General features: G+C 54.8%; 12 protein-coding genes, 11 tRNA genes and 1 rRNA gene. 23 read left to right on the forward strand and 1 reads right to left on the reverse strand.

Translation table 11 applies throughout. From position 1 onward, the window contains the following. From rrf to glmS, 21 genes are all read left to right on the forward strand, one after another. A 5S ribosomal RNA gene (gene rrf / locus ACFPPD_RS16760) occupies positions 1–98 on the forward strand; the annotation flags it as partial. A 37-nt stretch (positions 99–135) separates the two neighbouring features. Next, a tRNA-Thr gene (locus ACFPPD_RS16765) sits at positions 136–211 on the forward strand. 17 nt (positions 212–228) lie between these two features. Further along, positions 229–303, forward strand: a tRNA-Glu gene (locus ACFPPD_RS16770). Between the two features lie 7 nt (positions 304–310). Then, positions 311–386: transfer RNA gene (locus ACFPPD_RS16775), tRNA-Val, on the forward strand. A 24-nt stretch (positions 387–410) separates the two neighbouring features. Then, positions 411–484, forward strand: a tRNA-Gln gene (locus ACFPPD_RS16780). A 5-nt stretch (positions 485–489) separates the two neighbouring features. Further along, positions 490–565: transfer RNA gene (locus tag ACFPPD_RS16785), tRNA-Lys, on the forward strand. A 29-nt stretch (positions 566–594) separates the two neighbouring features. Continuing rightward, positions 595–677 (forward strand) — tRNA-Leu (locus tag ACFPPD_RS16790). A 15-nt stretch (positions 678–692) separates the two neighbouring features. Then, positions 693–767, forward strand: a tRNA-Gly gene (locus ACFPPD_RS16795). A gap of 3 nt (positions 768–770) precedes the next feature. Next, positions 771–847, forward strand: a tRNA-Arg gene (locus ACFPPD_RS16800). An 18-nt stretch (positions 848–865) separates the two neighbouring features. Beyond that, positions 866–942, forward strand: a tRNA-Pro gene (locus ACFPPD_RS16805). A gap of 7 nt (positions 943–949) precedes the next feature. After that, a tRNA-Gly gene (locus ACFPPD_RS16810) sits at positions 950–1,023 on the forward strand. 71 nt (positions 1,024–1,094) lie between these two features. Then, positions 1,095–1,171: transfer RNA gene (locus ACFPPD_RS16815), tRNA-Pro, on the forward strand. A 104-nt stretch (positions 1,172–1,275) separates the two neighbouring features. Beyond that, positions 1,276–1,899 (forward strand): hypothetical protein, encoded by a 624-nt coding sequence (locus tag ACFPPD_RS16820; RefSeq protein ID WP_209751067.1) that lies wholly within the window; start codon positions 1,276–1,278, stop codon positions 1,897–1,899. A 154-nt stretch (positions 1,900–2,053) separates the two neighbouring features. Continuing rightward, complete coding sequence (ppc, locus tag ACFPPD_RS16825) at positions 2,054–4,846, forward strand: phosphoenolpyruvate carboxylase (protein WP_209751069.1); 2,793 nt, start codon at positions 2,054–2,056, stop codon at positions 4,844–4,846. 147 nt (positions 4,847–4,993) lie between these two features. Continuing rightward, a complete protein-coding gene (locus ACFPPD_RS16830) occupies positions 4,994–5,938 on the forward strand; it encodes an EamA family transporter (protein WP_209751071.1) in 945 nt (314 codons plus the stop codon). A gap of 5 nt (positions 5,939–5,943) precedes the next feature. Continuing rightward, complete coding sequence (gene sigW / locus ACFPPD_RS16835; protein ID WP_378082680.1) at positions 5,944–6,501, forward strand: RNA polymerase sigma factor SigW; 558 nt, start codon at positions 5,944–5,946, stop codon at positions 6,499–6,501. Positions 6,502–6,615: 114 nt separating this feature from the next. Continuing rightward, on the forward strand, positions 6,616–7,233 hold the full coding sequence (locus ACFPPD_RS16840) for a zf-HC2 domain-containing protein (protein WP_209751075.1): 618 nt from the start codon (positions 6,616–6,618) through the stop codon (positions 7,231–7,233). 200 nt (positions 7,234–7,433) lie between these two features. Then, entirely contained in the window at positions 7,434–8,267 is an 834-nt protein-coding gene (gene cdaA, locus ACFPPD_RS16845) for a diadenylate cyclase CdaA (RefSeq protein WP_209751078.1), read from the forward strand. Beyond that, a complete protein-coding gene (locus ACFPPD_RS16850) occupies positions 8,260–9,564 on the forward strand; it encodes a CdaR family protein (protein WP_209751079.1) in 1,305 nt (434 codons plus the stop codon). The genes cdaA and ACFPPD_RS16850 overlap by 8 nt, the downstream gene beginning before the upstream one ends. A gap of 67 nt (positions 9,565–9,631) precedes the next feature. After that, positions 9,632–10,972, forward strand: a complete 1,341-nt coding sequence (glmM, locus tag ACFPPD_RS16855; protein ID WP_209751081.1) for a phosphoglucosamine mutase — start codon at positions 9,632–9,634, stop codon at positions 10,970–10,972. A gap of 642 nt (positions 10,973–11,614) precedes the next feature. Continuing rightward, the gene (gene glmS, locus ACFPPD_RS16860; protein ID WP_209751083.1) at positions 11,615–13,447 is read left to right on the forward strand and encodes a glutamine--fructose-6-phosphate transaminase (isomerizing); all 1,833 of its coding nucleotides are present in this window, start codon (positions 11,615–11,617) and stop codon (positions 13,445–13,447) included. A 191-nt stretch (positions 13,448–13,638) separates the two neighbouring features. Here glmS and ACFPPD_RS16865 read toward each other — a convergent pair whose 3' ends face one another. Continuing rightward, positions 13,639–14,442, reverse strand: a complete 804-nt coding sequence (locus ACFPPD_RS16865; RefSeq protein ID WP_209751085.1) for a Shedu anti-phage system protein SduA domain-containing protein — start codon at positions 14,440–14,442, stop codon at positions 13,639–13,641. Between the two features lie 765 nt (positions 14,443–15,207). Here ACFPPD_RS16865 and ACFPPD_RS16870 point away from each other — a divergent pair. Further along, a complete protein-coding gene (locus ACFPPD_RS16870; protein WP_378082685.1) occupies positions 15,208–20,682 on the forward strand; it encodes an InlB B-repeat-containing protein in 5,475 nt (1,824 codons plus the stop codon). Positions 20,683–20,823: 141 nt separating this feature from the next. Continuing rightward, positions 20,824–23,373: a winged helix-turn-helix domain-containing protein gene (locus ACFPPD_RS16875; protein WP_209751089.1), complete on the forward strand. Its 2,550-nt coding sequence runs from the start codon at positions 20,824–20,826 to the stop codon at positions 23,371–23,373. The last annotated feature ends 303 nt before the right edge of the window (positions 23,374–23,676 follow it).

The raw sequence follows: 23,676 nt of genomic DNA on the forward strand, positions 1-23,676 counted from the left end.
GGGTCCCACGCGTACCCATCCCGAACACGACCGTTAAGCCCTCCAGCGCCGATGGTACTTGGACCGCAGGGTCCTGGGAGAGTAGGACGCCGCCAGGCTGATGATTGGAATGCTCTATCGCTAGGTATTGATTATGCTCTCATAGCTCAGTAGGTAGAGTGCATCCATGGTAAGGATGAGGTCACCGGTTCGATCCCGGTTGAGAGCTCCACTTCCAATACCATTCATGGCCCCTTGGTCAAGCGGTTAAGACACCTCCCTTTCACGGAGGTAACAGGGGTTCGAATCCCCTAGGGGTCACCAGACATACGGAGGCTTAGCTCAGCTGGGAGAGCATCTGCCTTACAAGCAGAGGGTCGGGGGTTCGATCCCCTCAGCCTCCACCATTATCGCATTTCAAGGCTTACCGTTGGGGATTAGCCAAGCGGTAAGGCAACGGACTTTGACTCCGTCATCCAAGGTTCGAATCCTTGATCCCCAGCCAATTTCGAGCCATTAGCTCAGTTGGTAGAGCACCTGACTTTTAATCAGGGTGTCGAAGGTTCGAGTCCTTCATGGCTCACCATTTTCACAAAATGGTACGCAATTATGCATGCGCGTATGGCGGAATTGGCAGACGCACCAGACTTAGGATCTGGCGGGCGACCGTGGGGGTTCAAGTCCCTCTACGCGCACCATCTTCACCCTTATATGCGGAAATAGCTCAGTGGTAGAGCATCTCGTTGCCAACGAGAAGGTCGCGGGTTCGAATCCCGTTTTCCGCTCCATATGCGCCCTTAGCTCAGCTGGATAGAGCGTTTGACTACGAATCAAAAGGCCGGGAGTTCGAATCTCTCAGGGCGCGCCATTTTCAACTTCATACTGTCGGGACGTAGCTCAGCTTGGTAGAGCACCTGGTTTGGGACCAGGGGGTCGCATGTTCGAATCGTGTCGTCCCGACCATCTTTATGCGGGTGTAGTTCAATGGTAGAACTTTAGCCTTCCAAGCTAATAGCGTGGGTTCGATTCCCATCACCCGCTCCACTATGATTTCGTTTTAGCAATCGATCCATTTCAGCCAATCGGCAGAAAATGAAATCGGTTCTTTATACTCTCGGGACGTAGCTCAGCTTGGTAGAGCACCTGGTTTGGGACCAGGGGGTCGCATGTTCGAATCGTGTCGTCCCGACCATTATATTTCTTGCACCGATCTCGCACAACAGACCTTCAACCCTTGTCTAACAAGGGTTTTATTTATTTCGAATTCCAATAGGATTCCAGGCGGGTGAAGCGGCAATGTCCAACGAAACGAACGAAACGACGGTAGACGGCAGCCAAACTGAAATTCCGGAAGAGAAGATGAAAGAACTGATCGGCGCCGTTCATCATAACGGCACGGTCGCCCTGAAACAACATTTCGACGATGTCGAAGGACAAGTGATGGGTCATCAAATCTACGGGCCTATTTTCGTATACCAGGTCAAAGACGAGCAAGGCGACGGCTACGCGTGCGGCTTCTTCCTGCGCGAATTGATCGCGAAGTTCCAACAAGGCGGCGATCCGTCCCAATGGATGGCTTCGTTCTACGTGGATCTGATGAAGACGCCGGGGGGAAAACTGCTTCCGACGCCTCCGCAAACCGAAGACGCGGCGAAAGCGCTGATCGACAACGTCATCGTCCCGCAATGCATCGCGGCCGTGAAGGAAGAGTTCGCTCCGGAGGAAGTGTACGCCGGACTCGCCCTTAACGAAGAGCATGGCCCCGTCCTTGAAGCCGGCTTCCCTTCGATTCAAGACGGAAACAACGTATGCGCGATGCCGCTTCACGTTCTCATGGCTCATCAATTGCTGAATCGCGAGCCTTCCGAGTTGCTCGTTCAAGGCTTGTACAAAATCCGAATCGAGCACGGCTTGGAATAAGCAACCGTTTACATCGGCCCGAACGGCAGGCTCTCCGAATTTTCGGAGAGCTTTTTTTGCGTTTACCGCATGAAAAAGAAGATTTTCGACGATTGATGTAGTATGATAAAAGATAGGTTTTTTTCTTCGAAATGCAAGATCTGGGGTGAACGCGATGACGGAAATGGCAGTTAGCCAACGTTCTCCGTCCAATCATCTGCTGCGTCGGGATGTGCGCTTTCTAGGCAACATTCTAGGTGAAGTGCTCGTGCATCAGGGTGGTCGGGAACTGCTTGAACATGTTGAGAAAATCCGGGAAATGAGCAAAGCGCTACGCGCCGAGTTTTTGCCGGAGCTGTATGAGGATTTCATTCGCACGGTCAAGACATTGGAGCCGGGCATCCGGCATCAAGTCATTCGCGCCTTCGCCATTTATTTTCAACTGGTGAACATCGCGGAACAGAACCACCGGATTCGCCGCAAACGCGATTACGAGCGTTCGACGGGAGAAGCGGTTCAACCGGGTTCGATCGAAAGCGTCGTTCAGAAGCTGAGGGAGAAAAAGCTGTCCGTCGACGAAGTGCGCGACATGCTGACGGATATTTCGCTTGAGCTCGTCATGACGGCCCATCCGACGGAAGCGACGCGTCGGGACGTTCTCGACATCCATAAGCGGATCGCCGAAGAAGTGATGGAGCTGGACAACCCTACGCTCACTTACCGGGAACGCGAGAAGCTTCGCGAGCAGTTGCAGAACGAGGTGCTGACGCTCTGGCAGACCGACGAACTGCGCGATCGCAAGCCGACCGTGCTCGACGAAGTGCGCAACGGCATGTACTATTTCAACGAGACGTTGTTCGAAGTACTTCCGGACGTGTACGAGGAGCTGGAACGGTGTCTGCGCAAGTATTATCCGGAACAGTCTTGGCACGTGCCGACTTACTTGCGTTTCGGGTCTTGGATCGGCGGCGACCGAGACGGCAATCCGTCCGTTACGGCCGACATTACGTGGAAGACGCTTCAGATGCAACGCAACCTCGTTATCTATAAATACGAGAACATCATTCGCTCGCTCGGTCGCCAGCTCAGCTTCAGCACGACGATCGTCGACGTGTCGGACGAACTGCTCGCTTCGATCCGCGAAGACGGCCAGAACGTCGAGCTTCGCACGGTAGAGCCGTGGACGAACGATAAAGAGCCTTACCGGGTCAAGCTGAGATACATGCACCAGAAGCTGAAGAACATGAGGGAAGACGAGTTCAAAGGCACGAAGCAACGGTACCATACCGTCGCCGAGCTCGTCGCGGACATCGAACTCATCGATCGAAGCTTGCGCCACCATTACGCCGACTTCGTCGCGGACGCTTACTTGAAGCGTTTCGTCCGTCAAGTCGAATTGTTCGGCTTCCATCTGGCCGCGCTGGACGTGCGCCAACACAGCAAGGAACACGAGAACGCGATGACCGAGTTGCTCGCGAAGGCGGGCGTTACGGACCGTTACTCGGATCTGTCCGAGCAAGAGAAGATCGACCTGCTACACGGCTTGTTGTCCGAGGCGAAGCCGCTCCTTAACGGGTCGATCACGCTCAGCGATTCCAGCACGGAGTGTCTCGAAGTGTACCGCACGATCAAGAAGGCGCAGCAGGAGTTCGGCTCCGGTTGCATTACGAGTTACTTGATCAGCATGACGCAAGGCGCGAGCGATCTGCTCGAAGTCATGGTATTCGCGAAGGAAGCCGGCTTGTTCTATCGCGATGCGGATGGCAAGATCGTCTGCACCGTTCAAGCCGCGCCTCTGTTCGAGACGATCGACGACTTGCACGAAGCGCCGGCGATCATGGAGACGTTGTTTAACCTTCCCGTCTATCGCGAATGCTTGGCGGCGATGGGCGACCTGCACGAAATCATGCTCGGCTACTCCGACAGCAACAAGGACGGCGGCATGGTGACGGCAAACTGGGAGCTTCGCGTGGCATTGAACGATCTGACGCGCACGGCCAAGGCGCATAACGTTCGCCTGAAGTTCTTCCATGGCCGCGGAGGCGCTCTCGGCCGCGGAGGCATGCCGCTGAACCGCAGCATCCTGGCGCAACCGCCGCATACGATCGGCGGAGGCATCAAGATCACGGAGCAAGGCGAAGTGCTTTCGTCGCGTTACTCGATGAAGGGCATTGCTTACCGCAGCTTGGAGCAAGCGACCGGCGCGTTGCTCACGGGAGCGTACTTGTCCCGTTATCCGGCGCAGGAAAAGCTCGTCGAGACGCAGTGGGAAGACATCATGAGAGGCATCTCGGTGGACGCTCAGACGAAGTATCAGGATCTGATTTTCCGCGATCCGGACTTCATGACGTTCTTCAAGGAGTCGACGCCGCTGCCGGAGGTCGGGGAGCTGAATATCGGTTCCCGTCCTTCCAAGCGCAAAGGCAGCGACCGCTTCGAGGATCTTCGCGCGATTCCGTGGGTATTCGCTTGGACGCAGAGCCGTTACTTGTTGCCGGCGTGGTACGCCGCGGGAACGTCTTTCGCCAAGTACGTCGGCGGCGACGAAGGCCGCTTGGAGACGCTTCGCACGATGTATCGCGAATACTCGTTCTTCCAGTCGCTGATCGATAACCTTCAGATGGCGCTGGGCAAAGCCGATCTGATGATCGCTCGGCAATACTCGGAGATGATCCAGGACGAGACGATCAAGAACCGCATCTTTACGCAGATCGAGGAAGAGTACGCGAAGACGAAGGAATGGATTCTTTCCATCACGGGCCAGGACGATATTCTGGACAACGTGCCGGTCATTCAAGAATCGATCCGTCTCCGCAATCCGTACGTCGATCCGCTCAGCTATATGCAAGTGCAATTGTTGACGGAGCTGCGCGGCATTCGCGACGAGAACGGCGACGACGCAGACCTTCTCCGCGAAGTGTTGCTCACGATCAACGGCATCGCCGCCGGCCTGCGCAATACGGGCTGATCCGGTCGCGATAGCCAAAGGCTTAACGCCGCGAGAATAGGAAGGGTCCGGGTACTTCCCCGGACCCTTTCGCGCAAGTAAGATCGGAATCGGCCTAAGCCGGACGCGGGCGCAATCCGACCGATCGGACAAGAGGGCAGGTTGTTCATGAGTCAGATCAGGAATAGGGCATGGGCGGTCGCGCTCGTGCTAACGGGGGCGGCAAGCTACGGGCTCATGTCTCCCGTCGTCAAGCTCGCGGTTCGGGACGGCTGGAGCATAGGCGCCATTACGCAAGCCCAGGTGTTGTTCGGCGCGGGTCTGCTATGGCTCGCGATGGCTATCTCGCGCTTGAAAGGGCGCGGAGCCGAGACGGGCGGAGCATGGGGTTGGAAAATCATGCTCGCTCTCGTCGCGATCGGCATCGTCGGCTTAAGCTTCACGACGAACTTCTATAACGAGGCGCTCGCTAGATTGGACGCCTCTCTCGCCATCGTCTTGCTTTTTCAGTACACGTGGATTACGATTCTGCTAGAAAGCATTCGCGCGCGGAAATGGCCGAGCAAGCCGGAGTGGCTCTCGGCGCTGCTCATCGCGGCGGGGACGGTGCTGGCCGTCGGTTTGCTGGAAGGCGATCTAGGCCGCATCGACGGCGTCGGCGTCCTCTATGGCTTGCTATCCGCGGTCAGCTACGCTTTGTTTTTCTTCTTGGCGGGCTTCCTCCCCGAGCGGCTCGATCCGATGGCCAAGTCGGCGGTCATGTCGACGGCGTCGATGGGGTTCGTGCTGCTGATCTACGCCCAAGATTCGATCGCGACGATCGATATCGGCGGTTCGCTGATCGTCTGGGGCGCATTGCTAGGTTTTCTGGGAACGGCGTTCCCTTACTTTTGCTTCAATTACGGCATACCGCGAATCGGAAGCGGCCTGTCCGCGCTGCTCGGCGCGATGGAGCTTCCGGCGGCCGTGCTCGGCGCTTTCGCCATCTTGGGCGAGCCTCTGACGGCGTGGCAGATGCTCGGCGTGGCGATTATTATCGCGGGCATCGCGGCCGCGCAGCGCAAGAAGGCGGAAGCGGCAGTATCCGGGAAGGGTGGTGAGGAGTCACTTTGAAGCCAGTGGAGACGCGATTGGCGCGATTAGCCCGCAAAGGGGATCAGCGCGCTTTCGCGGAAATCGTGGACCTGTATAAGGACAAGCTGTACCATCTCGCTTACCGGATGACGAGCAACCGTCAGGAAGCCGAGGACGTCGTGCAGGAAACGTTCCTGAGAGTATACAAGAACTTGGACCGATACGACGAGAATCAGAAATTTTCCACATGGATCTACCGAATCGCGACGAACCTATGCATCGACCGGCTAAGGAAACGCAAAGCGGTCTACTCGCTGGACGCGGAATCGTCGGAGCACGAAGGTCTCGACGGGTACGCGATGCTTCCGGGCGACGAACGCACCCCGGAGAGCGAACTGCTGCTCTCGGAGACGCAGAAGCTGATTCAGGACGCGATCGCGACTTTGCCGGTGAAGTATAAGTCGGTCATGATCCTCCGATATTTGCAGGACATGAGCTTGCAGGAAATATCGGACGTGCTGGACATGCCGGTCACGACGATCAAGACAAGGGTGCACCGGGGACGGGAATTTCTCCGCAAGAAGCTCGAGCATAAGCTGTAAACATCTACCGGACGTCCAATTCGTCAAATTTATGAAACCGCGTCGATTAGCCGCGCGTACAGTATAGAAGCATCGATTGCGGACTGACGTTCCGTAGAGAAAGGGATGGCTGATATGAAGTGCAACGTCGCCGTCGTGTACATGCATGACTATTTGGACGGGGATTTGTCCCGCGAAGACACGAATCAGCTGCGGGAGCATCTGAACGGTTGTCCGGCGTGCCAAGCCCGATACGATTCGCTCGAGCGCACCGACGCACTGGTCAAAGCACTGCCCATAGAGAAAACGCCCGAAAATCTGGGCGACAAGATCATGAAGTCGTTGCCGCGCAAACGGCGCCCGACGAAAGCATGGACGTCTTGGGTCGGCCGCCATCCGGCCGTCTCGGCCGCGGCGATCTTCGTCGTCGTGATGCTGTCGAGCTTCATGTCGATGTGGAACCAAAGCCGGGAATTGTCCGTATCCGGTCCGGATCTGTCGCACCTCATCATCGAAGGGAACAATGTCATCGTTCCCGAAGGACAGAAGGTGGTCGGCGATCTGACGGTGACGAACGGTGACGTTCAAGTGCTCGGCGACATCGAAGGCAATCTGACCGTCATCGACGGGGAATTAAAGCCTCTCGCGTCCACGGCGCATATCGCGGGGCAGATCAAGACGATCGACCGCGCGGTGGATTGGTTCTGGTACAAAGTCAGCTCGTTCTTCGGAACGCTCGCTTACGGCTCATAATTACGTTCGACGCAGAACGACAAAAAGCAAGCGGGCGATCCGGAACGCGCAATTACGCCTCTCTGGGCCACGGAGAGGTTTTTTTGCGTCGATGACAGGATTTCTTGGCGCGAGTAGAGAAAGATAATAAAGAAGATTACGTTTGCAAATCCGACATTTTTCGTCGTAACTATTCCAGCGCCGGGACGGGGGGTCGCGTCTTGGACTATTTTGCCGGGCTGACACTAAAGAATTCCGTAAAAGACATCATCGACGTGCTGATCGTCAGTTACATCATCTATATGCTTATTAAAATGGTGCGCGGCACGAGAGCCGTCCAGCTGCTCAGGGGGATTTTCCTTCTCGTCATTACTTGGGCGCTCAGCACCTGGCTGGACTTGTACACGCTGAAGTGGCTCATGAACCAGATGTTCACGTTCGGCGTTGTCACCGTCCTTATTATTTTCCAACCGGAGCTTAGAAGGGCGCTCGAGCAGCTGGGGAGAGGCAAGCTGTTCACCCGGTCTTCGCCGGAGGAACTGGACGTCAGCCAGCGCATCAACGAGGTCATGAAGTCGCTCAATTACTTGGCGCCGCGCAAAATCGGGGCTCTGATCGTGTTCGAGCGCAACACGGGCTTGAACGATTACATCGAGTCGGGCATCAAGATGGAATCGAAGCTGAGCTCGGAGCTGCTGTGCAACATCTTCATCCCGAACACGCCGCTCCACGACGGGGCGGTCATTCTCCGGGGCAATACGATCATGGCCGCCGGCTGTTATTTGCCGCTCGCGGAGAATCCGTTCATCAGCAAAGAGCTCGGCACGAGGCACCGCGCGGGGATCGGCATTACCGAGGTGTGCGACGCGATCAGCGTGATCGTATCCGAGGAGACGGGACAGATTTCGCTCGCCATCAACGGCCAGATCGTCCGCGACATCAAGGAAGAATCGCTCATCTCGAAGCTGTTCGAAGAGCTTCGGCCGCAGTTCAAGTCGAAGGGCACGGAATGGAAGGCGTTCTGGAAGCGGAAAGAAGGTGACAACCGTGGATAGATGGTTGAACCACCCGACCGCGTCCAAGCTCGTCGCGCTCGGCCTCGCTCTTCTCATGTGGGCGGTCGTGCATTTCGATCCGGACGAGCCGTCGCCGAACAACGTGACTTCCCTTAACGAGACGAAAGTCATCGACGACGTCATCGTTCAAGCTTACGGCATGGACGAGAAAAATTACGTGCTGCTCAGCCTCGAGCCGCAGAAGGTCAAGCTGACCGTCAGAGGTACGCGCAGCGCCCTCGCGTCCGCGCAGCCGAACGAATATCGCCTTAAGGTCGACTTGCGAACCGTGGGCGAAGGTCAGCATACACTGCCATTAGTAGAAGATTTGCCGCCGGGCATTACGTCGGTGTCGATGTCGCCTTCGACGGTCGTCGTCGACATCGAGGCGCTGCAGATCAAGGAATTCGAAGTCGCGATCCAGACGCAGGGCGCCCCTGCCAAGGGCTATAAGGTCGGCACGCCGATCCTGATGCCGGGCAACAGGGTTCACGTGAAGCTGCCGAAGAGCCAGCTCGAGAAAGTCGACCGGGTCGGCGCGACGATCTCCGTCGAAGGCGAGAAGGAAACGATCAAGAACAAGAGCGTGAAGCTGGCCGCATACGACAAGGACGGCAATCCGTTCCCGGAAGCGGTCATCGATCCGGCGGTGCTCGAGGTCGAGGTGCCGATCACGAATCCGTTCAAGACGGTGCCGCTGCAGCTCAAACTCGTCGGGCATATGAAGCCGGGACTGAGCATCGCGTCCTTCAAGCCGGACGTGGAGCAGGTCACCGTATACGGACCGCAGGAAGCGCTTGACACGATCGAATTCGTCGAAGCCAACATCCAATTGGATGCGTTAACGGCATCGGGTAAAGTGACCGTGCCGCTGATCATCGCGCCGCCGCTCATCGAGGTGTCGCCGGCGAAAGCGGAAGTCACGGTCGAGGTGCTGCTGTCCGCGACGAGAACGCTGGAGGGACTGCCCATCACGCTTAGCGGTCTGGGCGAAGGCTTGAAGGCGACAATCACGGACCCCGCGGCCGGCAAGGCGGACATCTCGATTCAAGGGGCGCCGGCGCTGCTCGACAGGCTGAGCCCGGGAGACGTCGACGTCATCGCCGACTTGAGCGGCCGCGGTCCGGGAATTTACACGATTCCTCTTATCGTGAACTTGGAGAAGTTCATGGAGTTGGCCGGAGGAACGCAGAACATTACGGTCGAGATCGTGGACGCCGCGCCGGCGAGCACGTCTCCGGACGAGGGCAACGCTAACGGTTCGGAAGGAACGCCCGTAGACGAAAGCGGCCAATAAGGCGCATCGCGCTCGGGGGCGTTCGCTTCCGCGAGAATGACAGAACGAAGGAGCAGGATTGCAGCTTATGGGGAAATATTTCGGAACGGACGGCGTTCGAGGCGTCGCGAATACAGATTTAACGCCGGAATTGGCGTATCGGATCGGCCGCTGCGGCGGCGTCGTGCTGGCGGGACGCGCGGAGCGTCCTAAAGTGTTGATCGGGCTCGACACCCGCATATCGGGCGCGATGCTCGAGAGCGCATTGACGGCGGGACTGCTGTCCATCGGCGCGGACGTCGTTCGTCTAGGCGTCGTCAGCACGCCGGCGGTCGCTTACTTGACCCGGACGATGGGCGCGGACGCGGGCGTCATGATCTCGGCTTCGCATAATCCGGTCGAGGATAACGGCATTAAATTTTTCGGCGGGGACGGCTTTAAGCTTCTGGACGAGACGGAAGCGGAGATCGAGCGGCTCATGGACGCGGATATCGACGAGCTTCCTCGTCCGGTCGGCGGCGGCATCGGCTCGGTCACGACGGATCTGGCCGCGAAAGCGAAATATATCGAGTTCTTGAAAACGACGGTAAGCGGCTCGTTCGCGGGCGTGAAGCTCGTGCTAGACTGCGCGCACGGATCGGCGTACGAGCTGGCCCCGGAAGTGTTCCGCGCGCTGGGCGCGGAAGTGATCGCGTACGGAGCGGAGCCGAACGGATTGAATATCAACGCGGGCGTCGGTTCGACGCATCCGGAGATGCTGGCCGCGAAGGTGAAGGAACACGGCGCCGATCTGGGACTGGCGTTCGACGGCGACGCCGATCGGCTGATCGCCATCGACGAGAACGGCGAGGAAGTGGACGGCGACTACATTCTGTGCATTTGCGGCGACGCGATGCGCCGGTCGGGCACGCTGTCCAAGGATACGGTCGTGACGACGGTCATGGCGAACATCGGGTTCTTCAAAGCGGCGGAGACGCTGAGCTTGCGCACCGCGAAGACGGCGGTCGGCGACCGCTACGTCATGGAAGAGATGGTTAACGGCGGTTATAATTTAGGCGGCGAACAATCCGGTCACGTCATCTTCCTGGACTACAGCACGACGGGCGACGGCATTCTGACGGGCTTGCAGCTCGTCGACACGGTCGTCGCTTCCGGCAAGAAGCTGGGCGAGCTGAAACGCATGATGCGCAAGTACCCGCAAGTGCTCGTGAACGTGCGCGTGGCGGACAAATCGCGCTATCCGGGCAACGAAGCGATCGCGGAAGCGGTGGCGGCGGCCGAGACGGCGCTCGGGGACAACGGGCGCGTTCTCGTTCGTCCGTCCGGCACGGAAGCGCTCATCCGCGTCATGGCCGAAGGGCCGGAGCGGGAAGAGATCGAGCGCCACGTGGCCTCGATCGTGGACGTCGTGAAGGCGGAGCTGGTATAAGAAAGCTTCGGATATTGGTTATTTGATGGATCGCAAGCTCCCGCGCCGTTATGGCCGGGAGCTTGTTTTTGCGTTCGGGCAGGACCAGCCGTCCCGATTAAACGGGCATATGCCGATGGCAATGCTTGCCCGGAGGTTGCAAGGACGTGTCAAAACGAATAAGATAAGGGATAGATTCTAGAAGGAAGGGCAGGGTAGAGAAGAATAAGCACGACAAAGCGCCAGAGCTTGTCGAAGCATCGGGCCGCGACGGGGGCGAAGATCAGGGACGGGAAAGCTGATCGGAGCGAGAAAACCGCGAAGCGCGCGACGATTGCCGCCGGCAAGTTGACGAGGTGGGGGTGTTCGAAATTTCGGCGGGGACCCTCCGGCTTACGCATCGGAGCCGACAATCGGAACTCAAAACGCTTAGGGCAACCGGGCGGACAAAATTCCGATACGATGACGATAGGCGTCCATGATGACGCCCACAATGTCCGGCGGCCTGGAACCGGTCGCTCGAGGGGCATAACGTGCAAGGTTAGGGGATGTCGAAAGACACCGGATCCCCCTTATTTGGATACGGCTTATGCCGCTCATTCGGCTCGGTTGCGGGTACTCCGGCAATTCATCGGATAACCCGAGACGGAGGCTAATTTAATTATGTGCGGAATCGTTGGATATATAGGGAACAGAGAGTCTCAGCCTATTTTGCTGGAAGGACTCAAGAAGCTGGAATACCGTGGGTACGACTCGGCGGGCATCGCCGTGTTCACGGAACAAGGATTGGAAGTGACGAAGACGGTCGGACGGTTGGCCAACTTGGAAAACCGCTTGAGCGGCGATCCTTTGCGCGGTACGGTCGGCATCGGCCATACGCGCTGGGCGACGCACGGCAAGCCCTCGGACGTGAACTCGCATCCGCATACGGACAATTCTTCGAAATTTTCCGTCGTTCATAACGGCATCATCGAGAATTATTTGGAATTAAAAGAAGAGCTCATGATGGCCGGGCACCGTTTCCTGTCGGAGACGGACACCGAGGTCATCTCTCACCTGATCGCGGTCGAGTACGACGGCGACATCGTGAAGGCGGTACAGCGCGCGGTGAAGAAAATGCGCGGAGCGTTCGCGCTCGGCGTGCTGACCGAGCACGAGCCGGATCGTCTCGTAGCGGTACGTTACGCGAGCCCATTAATTATCGGCGTAGGCGACGGAGAGAAATATATCGCTTCCGACATTCCGGCGATCTTGGAGCATACGCGGGATATTTATATCTTGAACGACGGCGAGATGGCCGTGTTGACTCGCGACGGCGTCGAGCTGCTGACGATCGAAGGCAACCTGATCTCGAAGGAAATTTTCCACGTCGATTGGGACCTGATGACCGCGGAGAAAGCCGGGTTCGACCACTTCATGCTGAAAGAAGTGCACGAGCAGCCGAAGGCTTACCGCGACACGATGCGCGGACGCATTAGCGACGACGGCCGTTCCGTGGCGATGCCGGAGCTGAAGATGACGGCTGAGCAGTTGAAGGGCATCAACCGCGTGCACATCGTCGCTTGCGGCACCGCGCTGCACGCCGGTCTCGTCGGCAAGAACGTCATCGAGAGCCTGGTGCGCATTCCGGTCGAGACGGACGTCGCGTCGGAGTACCGTTACCGTTCGCCGATCATTACGCCGGAGACGCTCGTCATCGTCGTGAGCCAATCAGGCGAGACGGCCGATACGCTGGCGGCTTTGCGCGAAGCGCAGCGCTGCGGCGCCCGCGTGCTCGCGATCACGAACGTCGTCGGCAGCTCCGTCGCCCGCGAAGCGGACGATGTCATCATTACGCTGGCCGGTCCGGAGATCGCGGTCGCGTCTACCAAAGCTTATTCGTCGCAGCTAATCGCGTTCTTCCTGTTCGGCGCGTTCTGGGCGCAGACGCTCGGCACGAAATCTGAGGCGCAGGTCGCTCAAGTATTGGCGGCGATGGAAGCTCTGCCGGAGCAAGTCGAGAAGATTCTCGCGCAGGCGGAATTGCTCAAGGAAGTGGCGGAGTCGATCTCCCACCACAGCAGCTTGTTCTTCATCGGACGCGGAGTCGACTACGCGGTCGCGATGGAAGGCTCGCTCAAGCTGAAGGAGATCTCGTACATCCACTCCGAGGCTTATGCCGCAGGCGAACTCAAGCACGGCACGCTCGCGCTGATCGAGGAAGGCACGCCGGTCATCGCGCTCCTGTCGCAAGAGGATCTGTACGAGAAGATGCTTAGCAACATTAAAGAAACGAAAGCGCGCGGCGCGGACGTTCTCGGCATCTTGAACGAAGGCCATGAGGCCGAGATTTCCAAGTCGGTCGACCGCTACTTCGCGATCCCGCGGACGTTGCCTCTGCTGACTCCGGCGCTGTCGGTTATTCCGTTGCAGTTGATCTCCTATTACGCGTCCCTGGCGCTGGGACATGACGTGGATAAGCCGAGGAATTTGGCTAAGAGCGTGACGGTGGAGTAAGAGGAAAAGTTGTTTGAGTTCTGCTGTTCTCTGACAATAAAGTTGTTTAATCTACAATAAAGTCATTTAATTTACAATAAAGTTGTTTAAAAACTCCATGATGCAACATGGAGTTTTTAAATCCCAGAAGTTTACGATTAAAAAAGAAGGCGTCGGAGTAATTCCGGCGTCTTCTCGCTTTATGGCTTTTATTAACCGTAAGTCGTATGCCCGATTTTTTCTGTCGCATAGTCACACAGATTATCGAAGTGGAGAATTTCAATATCATCAGTACTTCTTAAACGTCTTTTATGCCATCGTGTAGTGTCATTAAAATTGTCTCGTCTGCCTGCAACTACAGCGAAGTGAAAGCGATACGGTTCGTAAGTCTTAAATTCGTCAGGAAGTTCCATCGTAGGATTTTTGTATTTGTTAAAGGTCTCTTCAAGCGTCTTGAAGTTGGCTGCAAGGTATCTTTTCCAGTCGTTAACTTGTTTAATTCCCTTGCTAAATGTCGCACCTAACTCTCCCGTTTGAGTGGTAATATTTTTATACGGGTTTTCTAACTCGACGAAAATAAATTCATACCCACCAGAGTTTTTCCCAATTATTAAATAGTCGACACGATACGTATTCCCTAACATAAATTCAGGAATTATATACGCGTCATGGTGTCCAAAGTCGTAACTTTTTAATATCGATGCGATAATGAAGTAGGCTTCATTTCGTTTAATATTAGCCATGAGCGTAGTTTCGGTCGAGCTTGAACTATTGAGGTCACTTAAAAATTTTGCTATTAAGTCATTTAGTCGTGTTTCGTCTTTTAAGTCAACGGTGTCTAAATAGTAGTTAGGGAAAAAACTTAAATTATGTCTTACCGCTTTTGGATACCTCAGGTAGTTAACCGCTTTTCGGAGCTTTCCAGTGTTGTATAGTTTTTCAGTGGCGTCCATCGCTTCTTTAATTGATTTTTCTTCTACTGTGAGTGTCATATAGTCACGTTGGTACAATGTCATTTGTGCAATTTTCCCCTTTATCATCGATACGCTTTATTTCTCCATTGTACGTCTTTTCCCTCCTTTTCCCAACAATGCAAGTAGTGAGGATTGGAGGACGAAGCATGAATAGCTTACTTATAGATGTTGAATCATTAAAGACGATGATGGTTTCGAGAGGGACAGGCGGGGATGCTCACGATACGACATATCGTCAAACGAGGGCGAGGGTAATACAGAACGATAGAATAAAGTCGTTACTTCCACGTTGCGTACATGCTTGCCGAAATTTAGACGAGGTTTGGGGCTACATCAAAGAGAAATCGCCAAATTATCAGGGTCGGCGCGACCACTTACGCGATGAATTTCACCGAATTGTTAAAAGAAAATAAACCATTAGACTGAAAAAATAAAGTATTAGACTAGGAAAATAAAGTTGTAGACTGAGAAAATATAGTATTAGACTGGGAATGGCATTAACGGGCAGTTTAGCGTAACAAATGGGTGTTACATTCAACAGAATGTGGGATAATTTAGCATAGTGGTCCCCGCCGTATTCGCTAGAAAGCAGGCGATGGGTTTGATCACCAAGGCGGCTTTCCGCAGCGAAGGCCAAGCCTGCCTACCCGATTTAGTGGCCGATCCTACCCGTTCGAGTAGGTCTCACTAGAGCGGGTTTCTTTTATAGTAAAAGAATAGTGCCTTTTTGGCTTTCGCCAATAGGTGATCCATAGTTTTGTGAGAGGAGCGTAGAAATTTGTGATAAAACGCAGTTTTTTATTATTTATGATTTTGTTCATTACAGCAGGAAGTCTTCCTTCTTATTCATCTGCTGCCAGCGTGGACAATTTTCTGAGTGGGTTGACGATATCAGGTGGTACGGCTGTCGAAGATCCTTTTGAAATCATAGCCTCGAGTTACTATGCAGATGTGGTCAATGAGGTGAGTGAGATCACAGTCACGCCGACGGCGAGGCACAGCGGAGCGAAGATCAAGGTGAACGGTGCCGAGGTGGCCAGCGACAGCGCGTCGGAAGCGATTGCTCTGGACGTTGGCGTCAACACGATCAACATTCTGGTTACCGCGGAGGACGAACGAACGCAGAGAACCTACACCTTGACGGTAACCCGGGCGGGACTTGCAGGCAGCGACGCGAAGCTGAGTTTTCTGGGTGTATATACGGAGGACTTGAGACCGTTCGCCACCGGCTTCCATCCGAGCTTGCCGAATTTCGATATCGGCTCGAGTGTGAGCATAAGCAGGCTTCTAGTGCGGCCGGAAACTTCGGATAGCGCAGCCACGGTGACGATCAACGGGAAGCCGGCACTGAAAAACAAGGAGAATCCCGTTGATTTGCATCTAGGCAAGAACACGATTACGGTAACGGTGACGGCTCAAGACGGGGGGACAACAAGGACCTATACGGTGCAGTACGTTCGAGGTGCTACCTCTGACGCCGACTTAGAAGCCGTGATGATTCTAGACAGAGAAACAGGGAGGAATCCGGAAGACAGTACGCAGTTCCTCACAAGCGTGACGAGCGAAGTAGACAGCATTACCGTTACACCGAAGCCGAAAGGAAAGTTGGCAGCGGTTAAAGTAAACGGGATCACGCTACCCAGCGGCGGAGCATCTGAACCGATCGCGCTGAATTTTGGCAGCAACACGGTTTCGATCGATGTGATCTCGGAAGATGGAACATCGCAAGCAACCTATACGTTGACGGTGAAGAAACTCTATCCTAGGGTATTTTTCTTCCCGCAGGATGGCAACCCATACTGGACCGTCACAGATATCATACCGGGAACGAAGGTAAGCGAACCGGTTATAACTCGGGAGGGCTACGGACTCTTGGGCTGGTACACCGACCAGGAATATACAGAGCAATGGAATTTCGCTGCGGATACGGTCGATATGGACGTCATGTTGTTCGCCAAGTGGGGCAAGGCGTACACAGTCACCTTCGATGCACAGGGAGGCAGCGGCTCAAGCGCGAATCTAAGCGTTGTTGTACAGGGACCGATCAGGGCGCCGGTACCGCCGGTCAAGGCAGGCTTCACCTTTGGGGGCTGGTACACGGATGCGAGCACGGTGACCCCATGGTATTTCGAAACGGATTCCGTAGATGGAGATATGACGCTGTATGCGAAGTGGACCGCTGGTGAGAGCTACTCGGTCATTTTCGATTCCCAAGGAGGCCCTTCGATCGCAGGTTTAACTGGCGTTAGCCCTGGCGAGAAAATTCGCATGCCGGCACCGACCCGGGATGGCTATCGTCTTGCAGGCTGGTACAGGGAGCCAGGCTTTGCGACAGCCTGGAATACCGCCAGCGATACGGTGAACGCCGATCTCACTCTGTATGCGAAATGGGATCCCTTATACACGGTCACCTTCGATACGCGGGAAGGCAGCTATATCCCGCCTGTTGTGACGACCTATGGCACGATTAAGCCCTATTCGCCTAGCAAGAGTAACTATATCTTCACCGGCTGGTATAAGGACGCGGAGTTGACGTCGCTGTGGAACTTCTCATCCGAACCGGTGAGCAGCAATATGACGGTATACGCGGGCTGGTTCTCTGCTCCGGGCTACACGGCGACCTTTAATACGAACGGAGGCAACAGCCTGGAACCGGCCACCTTACTCTATCCTGGGGCCAAGATTCCGAAGCCGTTAGACCCATGGCGCAGCTCGGAATATGTTTTTGACGGCTGGTACAAAGAACCGACATTTGAAACGCTTTGGAACTTCGCGGCCGATACGGTAAACGGCGATACGACGTTGTATGCGAAGTGGAAGGACAGCACGCATTCGGTAACATTTAATACGACGGGCGGCTACTTTGAGGACGGTTTTCCGACCCGGCTAATCAATATTGCCCGTGGAACGAAGGTCGAGCGCCCGCCGAATCCAGTCCACAGAGATGAGGATGTTGTGTTCGACGGCTGGTATAAGGAAGCGGCACTTCTTACACCATGGAATTTCGAGACCGATACAGTGAAGGGCAATACCGATCTGTATGCAAAATGGATCAGAATGTTCACCGTCTATTTCGACTTGGGTGACGGCAGTGAAGTCGCAACGCAAAGAGTTGCCGCTGAGAGCAAGATCACAAAGCTGGCAGACCCCGTGATGGAGAACTATACGTTCAAAGGCTGGTACGTTAAGGACCACGGCATGTGGGATTTCGATTCCAATACGGTAGAAGGAAACACTGTTTTGTACGCGGACTGGGAGTACATCACCTATACGTTGACGTTCGATTATCAGGACGGAGGCGAACCGGTAGTCGATACCATCTATTCCGGCGATACCGTATATCAACCGGAAGATCCGGATCGGGAAGGTTACACCTTTCAGGGCTGGTACGCAGATGCAAGCTATACAAAGCCATGGGACTTCCTGAACGATACGGTAACGGAAAATGTGACGCTGTATGCAAAGTGGGATCCGATTATGTTCACGTTGACCTTCGATACTCAAGGAGGCAGCCCTGTAGACAGCCAGACCGTCCGCTACGGGAAGAAGGGGGTCGAACCGCCTGAACCGACGAAAGCGGGCTACAGGTTCGATTGGTGGTACAGCGATCAGGAGTTTAATCTACCATGGGAACCGGAAAGAGGAATCTATGAGGATGTCACGATGTATGCGAAGTGGATGCCGATTCCGGCAGCAACGTACACGGTAACGTACGACTCGCAAGGCGGCAGCGCAGTAGCGAGCTTGACCGGCATTACCTCCGGTGCGACTGTCACAAAGCCGGCCGATCCGACGAGAGCAGGCTACACGTTCTCGGGCTGGTATAAGGATGAGGGCTACGCCTCGGCCTGGAACTTCATGACGGATACGGTAAGTACAAACACGATGTTGTATGCGAAGTGGACCTCGATTCCGGTGTCGACGTACACGGTGACGTTCGATTCGAAGGATGGCAGTGCGGTAGCGAGCGCGCCTGGTATCGTCTCCGGCGCGACTGTCACAAAGCCGGCCGATCCGACGAGAGCAGGTTACACGTTCTCGGGCTGGTATAAGGATGAGGGTTACGCCTCGGCCTGGAACTTCATGACGGATACGGTAAGTGCGAATACAACTTTGTATGCGAAGTGGACCTCGATTCCGGTGTCGACATACACGGTGACGTTCGATTCGAAGGAAGGCAGTGCGGTAGCGAGCGCGACCGGCATCGTCTCCGGCGCGACTGTCACAAAGCCGGCCGATCCGACGAGAGCAGGCTACACGTTTTCGGGCTGGTATAAGGATGAGGGCTACGCCTCGGCCTGGAACTTCTCCACGGATATGGTAAGTGCGAATACAAGTTTGTATGCGAAATGGACGGCAGTTCCGGTGTCGACGTACACGGTGACGTTCGATTCGAAGGAAGGCAGTGCGGTAGCGAGCGCGACCGGTATCGTCTCCGGCGCGACTGTCACAAAGCCGGCTGATCCGACGAGAGCAGGCTACACGTTTTCGGGCTGGTATAAGGATGAGGGTTATGCCTCGGCCTGGAACTTCATGACGGATACGGTAAGTACAAACACAACGTTGTATGCGAAATGGACGGCAGTTCCGGTGTCGACGTACACGGTGACGTTCGATTCGAAGGATGGCAGTGCGGTAGCGAGCGCGACCGGTATCGTCTCCGGCGCTACTGTCACAAAGCCGGCTGATCCGACGAGAGCAGGCTACACGTTCTCGGGCTGGTATAAGGATGAGGGTTATGCCACGGCCTGGAACTTCATGACGGATACGGTAAGTACAAACACGACGTTGTATGCGAAGTGGACGGTAGTTCCGGTGTCGACATACACGGTGACGTTCGATTCGAAGGAAGGCAGTGCGGTAGCGAGCGCGACCGGCATCGTCTCCGGCGCGACTGTCACGAAGCCGACCGATCCGACGAGAGCGGGCTACACGTTCTCGGGCTGGTATAAGGATGAGGGCTACGTCTCGGCCTGGAACTTCTCCACGGATACGGTAAGTGCGAATACGACTTTGTATGCGAAGTGGACGGCAGTTCCGGTGTCGACGTACACGGTGACGTTCGATTCGAAGGAAGGCAGTGCGGTAGCGAGCGCGACCGGTATCGTCTCCGGCGCGACTGTCACGAAGCCGGCCGATCCGACGAGAGCAGGTTACACGTTCTCGGGCTGGTATAAGGATGAGGGTTACGCCACGGCCTGGAACTTCATAACGGATACGGTAAGTGCGAATACGACTTTGTATGCGAAGTGGACGGAAGTTCCAAGCGGCGGAGGCAGCAGTGGAGGCAGCAGTGGAGGCGTAAGCGTTCCGGATAACAGCCCAGTCATCTCCGACGATGGAGAGTTGACGCTTCCTGTTGGTCGACCGGGAACGGTTAGCTCGAGCGATGACGAGATCACCATCGAGATCCCAGCCGACGCGACGGACGCGAGTTTGCAAGTGACAGTAGAGACCTTGTTGGATACGAATGAATTGTTGAAGCATAACGAAGTGCTGGTAAGCGAGATATTCGAAGTGTTGAAGAATGTCCCTGGTACCTTCAAGAAAAACATTACGTTAAAGCTGGCCTTCGATCCGACGAAGCTAAGCGACGGCCAGCGTGCTTCTATCTTCTATTATGATGAAGAGAAGAAAGAATGGATGGAGGTTGGCGGCATCGTAAGCGGCGAATTCATAACCGCGGAAGTCAATCACTTCACGAAGTTCGCCGTGCTGGCCGTGGGAGAGCCGGCGGTCGAATTCATTGACATCGCCGGACACTGGGCGGAGGAAGCGATTCGCCAAGGAGCTAGCCAAGAGATCACGGCTGGTTATCCTGACGGAACATTCAAGCCGAATCTCACGGTTACGCGAGCTCAATTCGCCGTGATGCTAATGAATGCGATTAAGCCTGCAGGAGCAACGGAGGAATTGGCCTTCAAGGATGCATCACAAATTCCTGCATGGGCTAAGAATGCCGTGGCGGAGGCTAAACAAGCTGGCATCATCACCGGCTATGACGATGGTACTTTCCGTCCGAACGCTGAGGTTACCCGAGTCGAGATGGCGGCGATGATCGTTAAGGCGCTAGATCTGACAGTCGAAGTGAATGCCGCGACCGGCTTCGCGGATAACAGCGAGATTCCGGCGTGGGCGAAGGGAGCGGTTGCCGCTCTCACGGAGACCGGTCTGATGCAAGGCACGGGAGACAATCGGTTCAATTCCGAAGCCAAAGCAAGCCGAGCGGAAGCGGTGACGGTTCTTCTGCGCATGCTAGAGCAGCAGAAAACAAAAAAATAAACCGGATTGACGAGAGACCCCTGTGCCCTTTAGCACAGGGGTTTTGTAATTGTCACAAAATTTCCATAGAGAATTGTCCGATATAATCGAATATAATCGATTATATGGAATTTTTTATTTAGTCGTTCGGAGGCTTTGAATATGATTCGTAGAACCAAATATCTCATTCCCCCAGCGCGCGGATCTTTGGTGACTAGGCCGCAACTGACGCGCAAGCTTGAGGAAGGCATGGAGACCAAGCTGACTTTGCTATCGGCCCAAGCGGGCTACGGCAAAACGACAGCTTTAAGCGAATGGGCGAGGCAATGCCGAGCTTCGGTTGTCTGGGTCTCCCTGGATAAATACGATAACGATTGGGGCGTATTTTGGAGCTGCGTCTTAGCATCCATACGAGAAAGACTGCCGCTGTTCGGGGAATCGATCGAATTCCTGCTTGAGCAAGAGTCTGCGGCTTCTATCGATTTCGCAGTATCGGCATTTCTGAACGAGCTAAGCTCGATTAGTGGCGATTTTGTACTCATTCTGGACGACTACCACGTCATCGAGAATGCGTTCGTTAATGAGTCGATCCGATATATGCTTGAGCATCTGCCTCCTCACTTCCATCTCTATATCGCAAGCCGCACTGAGCTGTCTTTTCCCACGACCAGACTTCTTGCCAAGGGCGAGATCAACGTTATTCGAATAGAAGACATGCGATTCGAGTTGGAGGAGGGAGTTGCCTTCTTCCGGGAGACGACGAACTTATCGCTATCGATAAGGCAAATCTCTACGTTGTTTGAGCAGACGGAAGGTTGGGTAAGCGGACTTCAGCTTGCGGCTATCACGCTCAAACGAAGCGGCAATATTGCCGATACGATTCGCCAGTTCAGCGGCCGGCAGCGGCAAATCTCCGATTATTTATTGGAAGAAGTGTTCGGGCATCTGCCTGAATCCTTGCAGGAATTCCTGCTGGCCACCTCCGTTCTGAGCCGCATGAACGCGGAGCTGTGCGCGGCGGTGACGGGACAAGCCGACAGCCAGGTCCAACTGGAGCAGTTGGAGCAACTAAATTTGTTCATCATTCCGCTAGATGAGCAGCGCGATTGGTTCCGCTATCATCATCTGTTGTCCGAGTTCTTGCAGCAGCTGTGCGCTAGGGACTACCCGGAACTGTGGAGACTTTCCCATCATCGGGCTGCGGCCTGGCATGAGAACGAGGGGCTCTATGAAGAAGCGGTGGAGCATTATATTAGGACGGAACAGGCTGAAGATGCCGTCCGGATTATCGACCGCATCATGCCGGAACTCTTGCAATCGAGGAGTCATGTGGTTCGAAGATGGATTAACGCCTTGCCGGAGAGCAGCTTTGAACACAGGCCGATGTTTCAGCTGTACCGCATCTCGCAGTTCCTGATGGATCGGGATTGGGAGCAAGGACTGCGTAAGGCCGAGCAAGCGGAGAGACGGTTCGAAGCCATGAAGGCGTCCATCCCTGAGCTGGAATGGAAGCAACTAATGGGCAATCTCTATTACTTAAATGCACTCTTCTTCCGAATGCAGCAGAATATGCCGCGAGCCCTTCATTATTTTGAGCTGTTGGAGCATTATTTGCCAGAAGGGAGTAGTCTCCAGAAAGCCTCGACCAAACGGTATTTAGGTCACGAGGGATTCGGGGATCCGCTCTCGCTGACCGTCGATCTGAACGAGATGGAGCAATTCCAGCTTAAACTGATAACGATGTGGGGGAAGAAGCCGAACTATCCCTTTGTCGGCTACGCGTATCTATCCTATAGTTCGCTTATGCACGAGTGGAATCGGTTGGACGAGGCGGAGTCGTACATTGGACAAGCGCTTAGCCGAAAGGATCTTCGTGCCAACGTATGGACTTGGATTCATCTGGGCGTTGTGTCATCCCGGCTCAAGCAGGCTCTCGGAAGAGAGGAAGAAGCAATCGAAGCGCTTACCCATCTCGGTTCGAGCGTCAACTCGCCGGATCAGCCTATTATTTGGAAAAGAATCAAGGCGGAACAAGCGAGGCTGTATCTGCTTCAAGGGCAGCGTCAGAAGGCATACGATTGGCTCGAACAGAGTGGAATGTCGCATTCGGACGAGGTTTCGGCCCGGTATTTCGAGGAGTATCTAGTAATGGTCAAGGTGATTGCGGAAAACGGACGGATCGAGAATGCGCTGCAATTGTTCGAGAAGCTGGAGCGCCTTGCGGACAAGGAAAATCGTCTGCGAGAACGGATCAGGCTGAAGATCTTGCATAGCATGGTGCTTCGGCAATCTGAGGAGCCCCAAGCAGCCTTTGCGCCGTTGGTTATTGCCTTGAGGCTCTCGGAACCGCTGGGCTACATCCGCAGCTTCCTTGATGAAGGCCCTCAGATGGTTGAGATGCTGGCTGAGCTTCTGAATCAGCAGCAAAAGACAGCATTGACATTGTTGCCCTCGAACTATATCCGTCTTCTTCTCGACGCTGTGAACAGCAATCTGTCTCCTAAATCTTTGTCTAACGAGGCTCTGACCGAGAAGGAAGAAAAGGTGTTTGAATTGCTTGCGGAGGGATTCATTTATAAAGAGATTGCCGATCAATTGAATGTCACTCAAGATACGGTGAAGTTCCATTTGAAGAACATTTATCGCAAGTTAAGGGTAAATAACCGGGCTAAGGCAATCATGCGAGCCAAGGATTATAGGAAACGAGTTTGAGCCGACTGCTGTGTAAACTTGAGAGCGGCGGACTTTAATGGATAACCTTCGCCTAGGGAGTAATGGACCCGAGAGGTATATAGAAGTTCAAGTATGGGATGATAAGCCCTTGACCCGATGGACGTTCAACTAACGCAGTACTTTGGTTCAACAAAATACAAAATGAGGCTGCCGCGAAATTGATCGGCAGCCTCATTAAGCTATACCAGCTAATAGCTTGTCAACATTACCAGTAAAGTTAACTGAGTTCATATGATATATTGAAAAATAAGAACGCCAAATAACCCTCCAACTCAACTTGGA

The organism is Cohnella suwonensis (assembly GCF_042655365.1).
Lineage (GTDB): Bacteria > Bacillota > Bacilli > Paenibacillales > Paenibacillaceae > Cohnella > Cohnella suwonensis.

Bases quoted from the DNA above. Each gene is read 5' to 3' on its own strand.
- glmM (WP_209751081.1), top strand. From the start codon at position 9,632: ATGGGGAAATATTTCGGAACGGACGGCGTTCGAGGCGTCGCGAATACA.
- ACFPPD_RS16830 (WP_209751071.1), top strand. From the start codon at position 4,994: ATGAGTCAGATCAGGAATAGGGCATGGGCGGTCGCGCTCGTGCTAACG.
- ACFPPD_RS16865 (WP_209751085.1), bottom strand. From the start codon at position 14,442: ATGACATTGTACCAACGTGACTATATGACACTCACAGTAGAAGAAAAA.
- ACFPPD_RS16820 (WP_209751067.1), top strand. From the start codon at position 1,276: ATGTCCAACGAAACGAACGAAACGACGGTAGACGGCAGCCAAACTGAA.
- glmS (WP_209751083.1), top strand. From the start codon at position 11,615: ATGTGCGGAATCGTTGGATATATAGGGAACAGAGAGTCTCAGCCTATT.
- ACFPPD_RS16870 (WP_378082685.1), top strand. From the start codon at position 15,208: ATGATTTTGTTCATTACAGCAGGAAGTCTTCCTTCTTATTCATCTGCT.
- ppc (WP_209751069.1), top strand. From the start codon at position 2,054: ATGACGGAAATGGCAGTTAGCCAACGTTCTCCGTCCAATCATCTGCTG.
- ACFPPD_RS16875 (WP_209751089.1), top strand. From the start codon at position 20,824: ATGATTCGTAGAACCAAATATCTCATTCCCCCAGCGCGCGGATCTTTG.
- ACFPPD_RS16840 (WP_209751075.1), top strand. From the start codon at position 6,616: ATGAAGTGCAACGTCGCCGTCGTGTACATGCATGACTATTTGGACGGG.